This is a genomic window from Amycolatopsis rubida (assembly GCF_900115345.1).
GTDB lineage: Bacteria > Actinomycetota > Actinomycetes > Mycobacteriales > Pseudonocardiaceae > Amycolatopsis > Amycolatopsis rubida.
Map to the genome: position 1 here is coordinate 775,795 of NZ_FOWC01000001.1, position 12,425 is coordinate 788,219.

Below are 12,425 nucleotides of genomic sequence, written 5' to 3' on the forward strand. Positions count from 1 at the left end.
CTAACCGCTAGGCCTTGCGGTGGCGTCCCCGGCCGGCCCGCAGCTTCTCGTCGGCCTGGCCGAACCGGGCGACCGCGCGGTCGCGCATCAGGCCGAGCGGGTCGGGGGCGTGCAGGCGCAGCATGATGTCGTTCACCAGGTCCGGGCGGCCGGACCTGGTCAGCCGGCTCACCACATAGGTCGCCAGGAACGCCGAGGGCACCGAGATCAGCGCGGGCTGCACGGTGAACCACGGCATCTTGTCTCCGGTGTACTCGCACACGATGTTGTACGCCAGTGCGCCGAGCACCATCCCGCCGCCGACGACCATCCCCGCCAGCGCGCCCGGCCAGCTGAGCTTGCGCCACCAGATGCCGAGCAGCAGCAGCGGGCTGAACGTGGACGCGGCGAGCGCGAAGGTCATCCCGATCGAGAGCGAGATGTCCTCGGTACGGAAGATCAGTGTGAGCGCCATCGGGCATATCGCGACGAGCAGCGTCGCGACCCGGAAGTCCTTGACCCGGCCCGGCAGCAGATCCGTCGACACCACCCCGGCCACGCTCACCAGCAGCCCCGAGCAGCTGGACAGGAACGCCGCGAACGCACCCGCGGCCGTCACCGCGGCGAGGATCTGCCCTGGCCAGCCCGGCAACACCGCGGTCGGCAGCAGCAGCACGGCCGCGTCGGTGTTGCCGGTGAGCAGCAACTGCGGCACGTACATCCGCGAGAGCGCGCCCAGCATCGTCGGGAACAAATAGAACAGCCCGAGCAGCAGTAGGACGTGCACGGTGGTGCGGCGCGCGGCCTTGCCGTCGGGGTTGGTGTAGAAGCGGACCAGCACGTGCGGCAGGCCCATGGTGCCGAGGAACAGCGCGAAAATCAGCGAGTACGTCTGCAGCAGATCGCTGATGCCGCTCGACGCCGGATGCAGCCACGCGTCGTTCGACGTGGGCGCGTCGCTCACGATCGGCACCGGCGTACCCGCGGCGAACTCCAGCGTGGTCCCCGAGGACACCTTGTGCGGAATGAGCGGCGACCAACGCGCCATACCGCCCGCGGGACCGTCGTCGATGCGGCCGTGCGCGTAGAAGAACGTCTCGGTGGTGACCTTCACGGTCACGTCGGTTTGCACCGTCACCTTGGTGTCCGCCGGGAACACCGGCGGTGCGGGCGCACCGAGCGCGCGCACGCCGCCCGGGCCACCGCCGGCGAAGAAAACCATGCACAGCACAAAAGTCGGTACAGCGATCGCGAACAGTTTCAGCCAGTACTGGAACGCCTGAACCACGGTGATCGCGCGCATCCCGCCGGAGACCACGTTGACCGCGACCAGGACGATGACGAGCAGCGCGCCCGCCCACGCCGGTACCGGAACGATCTGCGCGAGCGTCAAACCGGCGGCCTGCAGCTGCGGGACCATGTAAAGAATCCCGATGAACACCGCTCCCGCGGTCGCGAAGCGGCGCAGGCCTCGCGAACCGAGCCGGGCTTCCACGAAGTCCGGCAGCGTGTACGCACCGGATCGGCGCAACGGCGCGGCGACGAACAGCATCAGCGCGAGATACCCGGCGGTGAAGCCGATCGGATACCAGGTCGCGTCGGCACCCTGTTTGAGCACCATGCCCGCGACACCGAGGAACGACGCCGCGGACAGGTATTCGCCGGAGATCGCCGCGGCGTTGCGGCTGGAGCGCACGGTTCGGCGGGCGACGAGGAAGTCGTGCGTGCTGGTGGCCCCGCGCGACGAACGGAAGCCAAGGTAGTAAGTCGCGAAGGCGACCAGCGCGAGGCCGGTCAACGTCCACGGGGTCAGCTGCACGGCGTGCATCCTCGCACGACCACACGCTTCCGGGATGCGCCGCCACCAGCGAACGCATCCCCCGCGCGGGTCAGTTCTCGATCATGTCGACGAAGTCGCGTTCGTGCCGCTCGGCGAGCCGGTTGTACCAGAGGCCGACGGCGAAGAGGAACGGAAACGGAAGCAGGCCGAGCACGAGCCACGGGATCGGGATGCCGATCACGGTGAACCGCGCGACCGCCGGGAGGAAATAGAACAGCGCGGGCAGTATCCCGAGCACGACCAGCACGAGCACCGCCAGCCACACCGACGTGCGCAGCTGGACCTTCACCAGGTCGCGGACCAGCAGTTTTCCCCAGCTGGTCTGTTCCTCCAGTTCGACCCGCCCGCGCATCCGCGCCGACGACTGCCGCGAATCGGCGAGCACCACGCGTTCCCGTTTCGGCCGCACGTGCGCGGGTTCGCTGGAACGCGGGACCGGTTCGGGGGCGGGCGGCACCGGTTCGACCACCGCGCGGTCCTCCGGCCGCACGCCCAGCGTCGGGTCCGGTTTGCGGACTCCGTTCTCGAGCCGGTGGTAGGGGTCTTCGGGCGAGGACATCGACGGCTAGCCGCCCCGGCCGGAGCCGACGATGCGGTCCTTCAGCGCCCGGGTGTGCCGCCGGCTGACCGGCAGCACTTTCTCCTCGTTGCCGATCACGACCTGGTAGCCGCCCTGGCCCATCCGCATTTCGGTGATCAGCGGCAGCGCGACCAGGAACGACCGGTGGATCCGCACGAATCCGGCCTTCTCCCAGCGTTCTTCCAGCTGGGCGAGCGGAATCCGGACGAGGTGGCTGCCCTCGGTGGTGAACAGCCGCGCGTAGTCGCCCTGCGCTTCCACCCAGCGCACCGACGAGCGCGGGATCAGTTTCGTGGTACCCGCCAGTTCGACCGGGATGACCTCGTCGTCGTTCTTCACCGGCTCGGCCCCGCCCTGGCCGGCGGGCGGGCTCGCGGCCGTGGCCAGCTTTTCGCGCACCCGCGCGACCGACCGGTCGAGCCGGTCCTGCTGGAACGGCTTCAGGACGTAGTCGACCGCGCCGAGGTCGAACGCGTTCACCGCTTCCTCGGCGTGCCCGGTGACGAACACCAGCACCGGCGACGGGTTCATCGCCGCGATCACGCGCGACATCTCCATGCCGGACAGGCCGGGCATGTCGATGTCGGCGAACACGGCGTCGACCGTCGGCAGGCCGTTTGCCCGCCGGGCAGCAAGTTCCGGGTCGTCGTGCGAGAACAGCCGCAGCGCGTCGGAGGCGTCCGAGGCCTGGAAAACGCGGTGGATGTGCGGGTTGTTCTGGAGTCCGTGGCTGAGTTCGTCCAGCCCGGCCAGCTCGTCGTCCACGGCAAGGACGATGAGTTTCCGGGTGTCGTCGTGAGCACTCACAGTGAGACGCATCCTGCCGATTGCGAGGTGCATTGTCCAGACCCCAGCCGAGAGTACCGCTTGTGAGTGGCGTACCGGAGTCGCCGCTCACCTCGGGGTCAGAGTCCGAAGCGCGACCAGGCCGCCTTCGTGGTCACCGCGTCCAGCAGCGCGCTCGCCGCCGCGGGCGCCCCGATCCCGAGCCGGGCGAGCAGCGGTTTCTTCGGCTCCGCCACGGAAATCTCGGCTTCCGGGTATCGCTCGCGGACAATCTCGCGCAGCGAACCGAGCCCGTCGACCAGTCCGAGGTCGACGGCTTTTTGCCCGAGCCAGACGTCCCCGGTGAACAGATCGGCGGAATCGGTCAGCCGGTCGCCGCGACGTTCCTTGACCCATTCGACGAACAGTTCGTGCAACTGGCTGTGCATGTTTTTCAGCCACTCGACGTCCTCGGGCTTCTCCGGGCTGAACGGGTCGAGCCGCGATTTGTTCGCGCCCGCGGTGTGCAGCCTGCGCTCGATGCCGAAGCGTTCGAGCAGCCCGGTGAACCCGAAGCCGCCGCTGATGACGCCGATCGAGCCGACCATGGACGTCCGGTGCGCGTAGATCTCGTCGGCCGCACAGGCCAGCCAGTACCCGCCGGACGCGGCGACGTCCTCGGCGAACGCCAGGACCGGCACGCCTTTCTCGTCGGCCAGCTGCCGGATCCGCTCCGCGACGAGACCGGACTGCGTCGGCGCGCCGCCGGGCGAGTTGATCTGCAACGCGACGGCCTTGAGCCGGTCGTGCGCGAACGCCCTGGTGAGCGCGGATTCGACGGCACCGAGGTTGATCGCGCCGCGGGCCAGCGGCGACGGCGTCGGCGTGATCACGCCGTGCAGCTTCACGACGGCGACCACGTCCTTGCGGTCGCCCCGGTCGCCGAGCACGGGAAGGCGGGAAGTCAGCTTGTCGGTCACGCTCATCTGCCCAGGCTAACCAGTTCAGTGCGCGGGCAGCATCCCCGAACGCGAGCCGTGCACTCCGTCGGGTTCCGGTTCCGGCTCGACCGGAGCCAGCGGCTGCTGCGGGACATCGGCGGAGTAGTCCGGCATGTTCGGCCGCACGCCGAGCTTGAACTTCGGCACCCGCAACGCGACCTTCATGCCCGCACCCGGCGCGGTTTCGACGGTGAGCGCGTAGTCCTCGCCGAAGACCTGCCGCATGCGCTGGTTGATGTTGCCGAGCCCGACGTGCGCACCAGTGCGGTGCGCGTTGCGCAGGTCCGTGAGCTGCCGCGGGTCCATGCCGATGCCGTCGTCCTCGACCGTGATCAGCGCTTCGTGCCCGTCGTCCCGCGCGATCACCGTGACGCAGCCGCCGCTCGGCTTGCTGGCCAGCCCGTGTTTGACGGCGTTCTCGACGAGCGGCTGAATGATCAGGAACGGCACCACGACGCTCAACACCTCGGGCGCGATCTTCATCCGCACCTCGAGCCTGCCCCCGAAACGAGCGTTTTCGATGGTCAGGTACCGGTCGATGTTGCGCAGTTCCTCGGCGAGCGTGGTGTACATGCCGGACGTGCGGAACGAGTAGCGCGTGAAGTCCGCGAAGTCTTGAAGCAGTTCGCGCGCTTCCTCCGGGTCGGTGCGGATGAGCGCGGAGATCGTGTTGAGCGCGTTGTAAACGAAGTGCGGCGAGATCTGCGCGCGCAGTGCTTTGATTTCCGCCTGCTGCAGCTGATTGCGCGATTCTTCGAGCCGCGCGAGCTCGAACTGCGTGCAGACGAACTGGCCCACCGCCTCAGCCATCTGCACCAACTTGCCGCGCGTGCGCCCGACGACGATCAGCGTCGCTTCGGCCTCGCCCTCAACGAGAATGGGAACAATCGCGGCGGTCTTCATTTTGCAAGTGCCACGGTGATTGCACGGCATCTTGTTGTGATCGGCAACGGCGCGACGGTGTTTGCGCAACGCGGTCCCGATGTCCTCGACGACGTCCAGATAATGGTCGGTGGCCTCGCCCGCCCAGGACAGCAGCGTACCTTCACTGTCGGTAATGCCGACGGCGAGACAGTCGAGCACCTCAAGCAGCTCCGCCGTCATCCGGTTGGCGGCCTCCTCGTCGAGCCCCGCCCGCAAGTTGGGCGTGGCCTTGGACATCCGGTGGACGGCCTGGAGCACGGCGTCCTGGATGACCCCCTTGGGCCGGCGCGCCCGGAAGGCGAGGACCAGCACCACGATCACCAGGATGCCGACCAGAACCCACGGGACGACCAGCGCATAGGGGAAGTCGGACACGACGTCCATGCTCTGCGCTCGACCGACCGGGTGCAAGGTCTGCTCCCCACTTTCTGTCCAGTAGCGACGCCGAGAGTGGGCAAACCCTGCCGTCACTCCCGGTGAGCGTGAGAATCTTGCGCCATTCGGGTGGTAGCGGTGGCTGTGAGTCGCCAATGGATGGCGTGAAGGGACCCTTCATTACTACGGACGGTTAAGGGTGACGGGACCCTTCATTGCTTGGCTAGTGCGGATGAGGGTTCTTGGCACCCGCGACCCGGACCGCTCCCGGCAAGACCGGTCCTGCCCGCCCGCCAGCGGGGCTAGACCAAGTGCTGTGAGGGGAACCCTGAGGGAGTCTGATTCGCTCCGGGTTCCCCTCACAGACGTTCACCCCAGCCCGACTGGGGCCAGCGGGCAGCGGCAGCTTCGCGCAGTGGGCACGCGGGGTTCTCGCCCCGGCCGGCGCGCGGTGGCGAGGTCCGTGAAGGGAGAGGAGCCACTCTCGCACGCGGAGCCACCGCACACCGTGCAACCGAGAATCCCCGCTGAGGTCCCCCAACGAGGCCGGTGCAGCGCCGACAGCGTTCAGATTTTCCGCAAAGCGATGGCCACGGTCCGCGATGCGGACGTCGGCAAATCAGAGAGCCACCCGCAGCCAACCCACCCACACCCCGATACGAAGCCCGACTGCACAATCAAGCTTCGGGGCCGCCCCAGCACCGGGGAGCAATGTCGCCGCCAGGCGGCGAGCCGAACTACTTCAACAACCGAGACATCCGCCGATCAGCCAACGGCTTCCCCCCGGTCTGGCAGGTCGCACAATACTGAAACGACTTGTCCGCGAACGAAATCTCCCGAACAGTATCCCCGCAAACCGGACAAGGCAGCCCGGTCCGAGCATGCACCCGCAGCCCAGACCGCTTCTCCCCCTTCAACCGCGCAGCCTTCTGCCCCACTGACCGCGAAACAGCGTCCGTCTCCACCGCACGGATCGCCTCGGCCAAAACCTCCAACGCCCCCTCGTCGAGCTTCCCCACAGTCGCATAAGGCGACAGCTTCGCCCGATGCATGATCTCGTCCGAATAAGCGTTCCCGATCCCCGCGATCAACGACTGATCAGTCAACGCCCACTTCAGCCGGGTTCCCTTCCCCCGGAACAACTCCCGCAACTGCGAAGCATCGATCGCCAGCGCATCCGGCCCCAGCCGGGCCACGCTCGCCACCTCGGAGGGATCCGCGACGATCCACACCGCCAGCCCCTTCTTCGTCCCCGCCTCAGTGAGATCGAAGCCAGGACCGGAAGCCGACTCCAGATGCACCCGCAGCGAGATCGGCCCCTTCCCCGGCTTCAACGGAGCCGGGGACAGCGCGTCCGACCAGCGCAGCCAGCCAGCGCGCGCCAAATGGACCACCAGATGCAGATCTCCCAGCACGACATCCAGATGCTTGCCGTGCCGAGTCGCGTCGGTGATTTCGCGGCCATGCAGCTCGGTATACGGCGGCACCGCGGTCTTCAGCACGCTCAACGAGGCGACGTCAAGCCGGAAAACAGTGCTCCCCACGGCGTGTTCGCGCAGGTGATGGGCCAGTGCTTCGACCTCGGGCAACTCGGGCATGGCACCAGTCTCGCGCGCCGGCCCGGTTCCGGCCAGGTCTATTCGACCGGGTGCAGCGGACCGTCGAAGTCCGGCAGCGAGTGCTTCTGGATCGTCTTCGAGATCCGCTTCACCTCGCCGGACACGGTGAACATGCCGCGGATCGTGCCGACCCAGCGCTCCGACGGCCGGTCGCCCGCGACGTCGCCCTCGGTCTCGGCGACCACCGTCCACGGACGGCGCAGGATCCACCGCAGCGGGAAGAACAACACCACCAGCAGCAACGCCAGCAGCACCCACGCGGGCACCTTCACGACATCCGGCGTCCAGACCACCAGCGCGATCACCAGGAACACCATGACCACGATCATCGCGATGCCAGGTCCGTAACTGCCTGCGACGTCGTGTTCGAAATCGTCAGCGGTGGCGGGAGCCCGCCACTCCATCTGGGCACGGACCACCCAATGGCGACCGTCTTCGCCGCGCACCAGCCGGTTCATCCTGTTGCCTCCCGGGCGACGTCGAGCTCGGTCAACGTTACCGTGACCGTGCCGTCGAGCGCGAGGTGCTCACTGAGAGTTACTGGCGGTTTGCCGGGTTTTGGCTGTTCGAGAGCTTGCGTCCGTTGAGGAATCGGCCGAACCGGTGACATCGTTCCCGGACGTGGAGTCCGTTCTGGCCGACGTCGCGGGCTCGGCGGACCTCGACGACTTGGCCGGCTCAACGGGCTTGGAAGACTTGGCGGACTTCGGGCAGCCGGACGACTCAGCCGAGCTGGAAGACCGCGGAGCGGTCGTGACCGACGGCGGCACGTACGAATCCGGCGAGGGCACATACGACGAGGGCGGCGGAACATACGACGGAGTGGTGTCGTCCGCCGTCGTGCTCAGCACGCTCGGGCTCGACGAGTACGTGGACGTATCCAGATCCGACCGCGACTCGGTGCTGGACGACCGGCTCGTCATCGGCGACTCCGAATGGTCGCCGTCCTGGCCGGGAAGATCATCCCGCGGCGTCGAACCAGCCGAGTCCGACGTCGACGACGACTGCTCCCCGGACGCCGCCTGACCCACCGGCGGCAAATGCGGCACCTCGGCCACCCCCAAATGCTGCGAGGCGCCCGGCCGGACCGCCGCATGCGCGGGCCGCGCGCTGCCGTACAGCTTCCCGGAGATGACCCGCGGACCCTGCTGCGCCGGCGGCGGAGGTTGCTCCGGCGGCTGCAACGCCAGCTCCGGCGCACCACCGCCCAACCCGACGTTCTGCACCGGATGCGACCCGAACACCAGCGGACCAGCGGTCAAGCTCACCGCGCCCGCCGCCGCGGTCGACGCAAGCGCCAGCCCGACCTTCACCTTCGAGCCGAACACCACGCTCTTCACCGTCGCGACCGCACCGGCGACCTTCCCGGCCCCGGCCAGCGCCGGAACCGCGAGCACCAGCACCCCGGCATGCGCCCGCAACGACGAACACACATCCCGCAGCTCGTCCTGCGTCGCCCGGCACGGCGGACATCCCAGCAAATGCGCCTTGATCCGCTCCGCCTCAGCGCCCGTGACACTGCCCGCGGTGAACCCGCCGAGCTTCTCCACCACCGCGCGGCACGTCTCCGGACCCCGGTTCACCGACAAATGCGCCTGCAGATACGCCGCCCGCAACCCCTGCCGCGCCCGCCGCGCCAACGCCGCCGTCGCATTCGCCGACAACCCGAAATGCGGAGCCACCATCGCCGGCTGCTCGCCCTCGACCTCGGTCTGCCACAGAACCGTCCGCCACCGCTCCGGCAAACTCGTGAACGCCGTCGTGATCAACGTGTGCTCGGCCGTCCGGGCAGGCGTGTCCACCCCGGCTCCCGCGCGGAACGTCAGCTCGTCGTCAGTCACCGGGACATCGCGCCGCGCCCCGTGCCACTCCCACGACACCCGGCGCGCGACCGTCAGCAAATAAGCCCGCACGTAATCCCGCGGACCCGCACCGCGGCGCAACGCCTGCAGCACGCGGAAGAAGGTCTCCGCGGTGATGTCTTCAGCTTCGGAGCGATCCGACGCGAGGCTCTGCGCCAATCTGCGCACGGCTGCGGCATGCAGCTCGAACAACTCCCCGAACGCGGCATCCTCGCCATCGCGCAGCCGCTTCAAAAGTGCCTGCTCGTCGGATTCCGAGGCCGCTGGTGGCGGCGCCGTGCCCAGCTCGGTCATCCGGCAAGGCACCTCCTCCCCCGAAGGACTCACCACTGAAGTCGATGGGGGACACCATACGGAGCAGAGCGCCCGTCGTCACCCCTTGTGCGCTCGACGTGACGCGCAAGCACCACATCTCAGCAGGTCCACGCCAATTAACGGGGCCCCCAAAAGTGTCACCGGGCCGACGGTATAGAGTGTCCACAACACCGAGCACCAAGCGGTTAACGCGGATGTAGCGCAGCTGGTAGCGCATCACCTTGCCAAGGTGAGGGTCGCGGGTTCGAATCCCGTCATCCGCTCAGTCCTGAAGGCCCTGTATCCACGGAAAGCGTGGATACAGGGCCTTCGTTGTGTTGCCCCGGGGGCCGAGCCCCCGGACCCCCGCGGTGCCATCGGTGGCGGTTGGGTGGGTGGGGGGCTTCGTAGCGCGCGGAGCAAGCGGAGAGGGCGTGGGGGCGGAGCGGGAGAGGCGCCCGGAGGGGGGCTTTGGCGGGGTGTGTCTGACTTGCTGGACTCGTTCATGAGTTGTTCCGGTTCGGTTGGTTCTTGACGCGCGAGTGGCGGGGGAACGTGGCCGCATGACTGAGTTGACTCGTCGGCGGGTTCTTGGGGTTGCCGGGGCTGGGGCCGCCGCGGCTTCGGCTTCGTTGTTGCCGGGCAGTGTGCGGGAGGCGTTGGCTCGGGGGGTGCCGGGGCGGGGGTCGCTGGCAGATGTCGAGCACGTGGTGTTGCTGATGCAGGAGAACCGGTCGTTCGACCACTACTTCGGGACGTTGTCCGGGGTCCGGGGATTCGCGGACCCCGAGGCGGCTCGGTTGCCCAATGGACGGTCGGTGTTCTATCAGCCCGACCCGCAGAACCCGGCCGGGTACGCCTTGCCGTTCCATCTGGACACCCATGCGACCAACGCACAGAAGATCCCGTCCACCTCGCACGCCTGGCAGGTCCAGCACGACGCCCTCAACGGCGGCAAAATGGACAACTGGCTGCCCGCGCACCGCAAGGCGGACGGTAAGAACGGGCCCTACGTGATGGGCTACCACACCCGGGCTGACCTGCCGTTTCAGTTCGCGCTGGCGGAGGCGTTCACGATCTGCGACGCCTACCACTGCTCAGTGCTCGGGCCCACCTGGCCCAACCGGATGATGTGGATGACCGGCACCATCGACCCCGACGGGGAACACGGCGGGCCCATCCTCGACAACAAAGCCCCGGCGGGCGGCTACACCTGGACGACCTACGCCGAGCGGCTCCAGGCGGCGGGGGTGAGCTGGAAGGTGTACGAGCAGAACGACACCTACGGCTGCAACATGCTCGAAAACTTCGCGAACTTCAAAAACGCGGCCGCCGACTCCCCGCTCGTGCTCAACGGCACCACCCACGGAGCCGAAGGCCAGTTCGAGTACGACGCGCGCAACGACAAACTGCCCACCGTCTCGTGGATCATCTGCACCTCGACCGCGTCCGAGCACCCCGACTACACCCCCGCCGAGGGTGCCGCGTTCGTCGCGTCCAAGATCGACGCGATCGCCGCCAACCCCGACGTCTGGGCCAAAACCGCGTTCATCCTCAACTACGACGAGAACGACGGGCTCTTCGACCACGTCATCCCGCCCACGCCGAACCCCGGCACCCCGCACGAGTTCGTCACCAAAACCTCGCCCGGCGGCACCAAAGGCAACGGCCTGTCCGTCGGAGCCGGCTACCGGGTGCCCTGCGTCATCGTTTCGCCGTGGACCGCGGGCGGATGGGTCGCGACCGAGCCCTTCGACCACACCTCGACCCTGCGGTTCCTGGAAAAAGTCACCGGTGTGGCCGAGCCCAACATCTCCGGCTGGCGGCGCGCCACCTTCGGCGACCTGACCTCAGCGTTCCGGTTCCGCGACCACAGGGCGAAACCGCCGACCCTGCCCGACACCTCCGGGCCGCTGACGCTCTCCCGTTACGAGGCCGCGCACCTGCCCGCTCCGAAATTCCCCGGCACCGACCAGAAACCGCCGCGTCAGGAGCGCGGGCACCGCCCGCAGACCCCGCCGCACTGACCTGCCGAGTGAGCCCCTGTCCACGGGCAGGGGCTCACAGCTCGTAGCCGTCCAGTAACGTCGGCGCGACCGGGGAAAGATGCGGATCGCTATGGTCGCTCACCTGGCCGCGCGCCATCCGGTACACGCGGAAATCGTTGTCGTGCTCGGCGTCCTGGTCGTCCCAGACGTGCAGCAGCCCATAGGAACCGGGGGCCAGTTCGCCGACCCGCGCGAACGTTTCCAGCAACTGCGGCCCGATCGCGCCGCCGTGCTTGTCCAGACCACCCAGATGGAGCATCGGCAGCCCGGCGCTCCAGCGCAGATCGACCAGGTCCAGCATGCCCACGTCGCGCAGTGACCGGCCGACGCGCTCGACCAGGCGCTCCAGCAGAGCTGCGTCGTCGTCGCCGGTCGCGGTGGCGGCGATGGTCACCCAGCCGTGGTATTCGAACACGTGCGAGACGGTAGCAGCGGCCGTGTTCAGCGGGTCAGCGCAGAGGGCTGGCCGTCTCGGCGGAGCTTGGTCGTGAGAATGCCGTCGGCGTGCTTTTCGACTGCGGGGAGCAAGTTTTCGCCGAAGACGCACAGAGTGCGTTCCCACGGGTGGCCGAGCGTGCCGTAGCTGAAGTCCGCGGCGAGGAACAGGTGGTAGTCGCCGCGCGGGAAGACTGAGACCGGCCACGGCGCGTTTTGCCGCATGCGATGCGGCCAGAACTTGAACGACTGGTGCTGCCAGTGCAGGACCCACAGCCAGTCGTCTTCGGCGGTCGTCTCTTGGAGGGCGGCCAGCACTGCGCGGGCCACGTCGTGCTCTTCCACCGCGTACGGGCCGAGGCGGAACTCCGCCGAGGCGCGGTCGTACTCGCCGGTGGACAGATCCCAGGCAGCCGAGGGACGCGGCTCATGGAAGCCGGGCCAATCGTGCGCGAAGGTGCTCGGCCAGAACCTGAGCTTGTCGTGCACCCAATACCAAGCGGGTTCGTCGGCCACTCGCGAGAGCGGCTCCCAGGCTGCAGCAGCGTTCACTTGTCGACCTCGAAGTCATCGACCGGGCTCGAAACTGCCGAAAGCTTCGTGTCCGGGGCCGGGATTGTCCAGTCCACCGGAGCCGAGCGCCAAGCTGTCACTCGACCGGGTGGCCCGCGGACCGGGAAAACAGCGCCCGGTCCGCAGGTTC

At 68.1% G+C, this 12,425-nt stretch carries 11 protein-coding genes and 1 tRNA gene; 2 read left to right on the top strand and 10 right to left on the bottom strand.

Annotation, left to right across the window (positions count from 1 at the left end; translation table 11 throughout):
- Positions 1 to 7: 7 nt before the first annotated feature.
- The 8 genes from BM362_RS03865 to BM362_RS03900 form a co-directional block, all read right to left on the bottom strand.
- Positions 8 to 1,798 (bottom strand): sodium/solute symporter, encoded by a 1,791-nt coding sequence (locus tag BM362_RS03865; RefSeq protein WP_093572727.1) that lies wholly within the window; start codon positions 1,796 to 1,798, stop codon positions 8 to 10.
- A 70-nt stretch (positions 1,799 to 1,868) separates the two neighbouring features.
- Positions 1,869 to 2,378 carry a hypothetical protein gene (locus BM362_RS03870; protein ID WP_067578522.1) on the bottom strand — a complete coding sequence of 170 codons (510 nt, stop codon included), beginning with the start codon at positions 2,376 to 2,378 and terminating at the stop codon, positions 1,869 to 1,871.
- A 6-nt stretch (positions 2,379 to 2,384) separates the two neighbouring features.
- Positions 2,385 to 3,218, bottom strand: a complete 834-nt coding sequence (locus tag BM362_RS03875) for a LytR/AlgR family response regulator transcription factor (protein WP_067578768.1) — start codon at positions 3,216 to 3,218, stop codon at positions 2,385 to 2,387.
- 86 nt (positions 3,219 to 3,304) lie between these two features.
- Positions 3,305 to 4,150: a S49 family peptidase gene (locus BM362_RS03880; RefSeq protein WP_093572214.1), complete on the bottom strand. Its 846-nt coding sequence runs from the start codon at positions 4,148 to 4,150 to the stop codon at positions 3,305 to 3,307.
- A gap of 18 nt (positions 4,151 to 4,168) precedes the next feature.
- Positions 4,169 to 5,473, bottom strand: a complete 1,305-nt coding sequence (locus BM362_RS03885) for a sensor histidine kinase (protein ID WP_067578518.1) — start codon at positions 5,471 to 5,473, stop codon at positions 4,169 to 4,171.
- Between the two features lie 728 nt (positions 5,474 to 6,201).
- Positions 6,202 to 7,062, bottom strand: a complete 861-nt coding sequence (locus BM362_RS03890) for an Fpg/Nei family DNA glycosylase (RefSeq protein WP_093572215.1) — start codon at positions 7,060 to 7,062, stop codon at positions 6,202 to 6,204.
- Between the two features lie 38 nt (positions 7,063 to 7,100).
- Complete coding sequence (locus BM362_RS03895) at positions 7,101 to 7,541, bottom strand: DUF983 domain-containing protein (protein ID WP_067578516.1); 441 nt, start codon at positions 7,539 to 7,541, stop codon at positions 7,101 to 7,103.
- A 69-nt stretch (positions 7,542 to 7,610) separates the two neighbouring features.
- Positions 7,611 to 9,239, bottom strand: a complete 1,629-nt coding sequence (locus tag BM362_RS03900) for a zf-HC2 domain-containing protein (RefSeq protein WP_093572216.1) — start codon at positions 9,237 to 9,239, stop codon at positions 7,611 to 7,613.
- A gap of 211 nt (positions 9,240 to 9,450) precedes the next feature.
- Here BM362_RS03900 and BM362_RS03905 point away from each other — a divergent pair.
- Positions 9,451 to 9,523, top strand: a tRNA-Gly gene (locus tag BM362_RS03905).
- 279 nt (positions 9,524 to 9,802) lie between these two features.
- Positions 9,803 to 11,266 carry an alkaline phosphatase family protein gene (locus BM362_RS03910; protein ID WP_093572217.1) on the top strand — a complete coding sequence of 488 codons (1,464 nt, stop codon included), beginning with the start codon at positions 9,803 to 9,805 and terminating at the stop codon, positions 11,264 to 11,266.
- Between the two features lie 34 nt (positions 11,267 to 11,300).
- Here BM362_RS03910 and BM362_RS03915 read toward each other — a convergent pair whose 3' ends face one another.
- Together BM362_RS03915 and BM362_RS03920 are read right to left on the bottom strand one after the other, a co-directional pair.
- Positions 11,301 to 11,702: an Imm7 family immunity protein gene (locus tag BM362_RS03915; protein WP_093572218.1), complete on the bottom strand. Its 402-nt coding sequence runs from the start codon at positions 11,700 to 11,702 to the stop codon at positions 11,301 to 11,303.
- 26 nt (positions 11,703 to 11,728) lie between these two features.
- Positions 11,729 to 12,238: a DUF2716 domain-containing protein gene (locus BM362_RS03920; RefSeq protein ID WP_093572219.1), complete on the bottom strand. Its 510-nt coding sequence runs from the start codon at positions 12,236 to 12,238 to the stop codon at positions 11,729 to 11,731.
- Positions 12,239 to 12,425 lie beyond the last annotated feature (187 nt).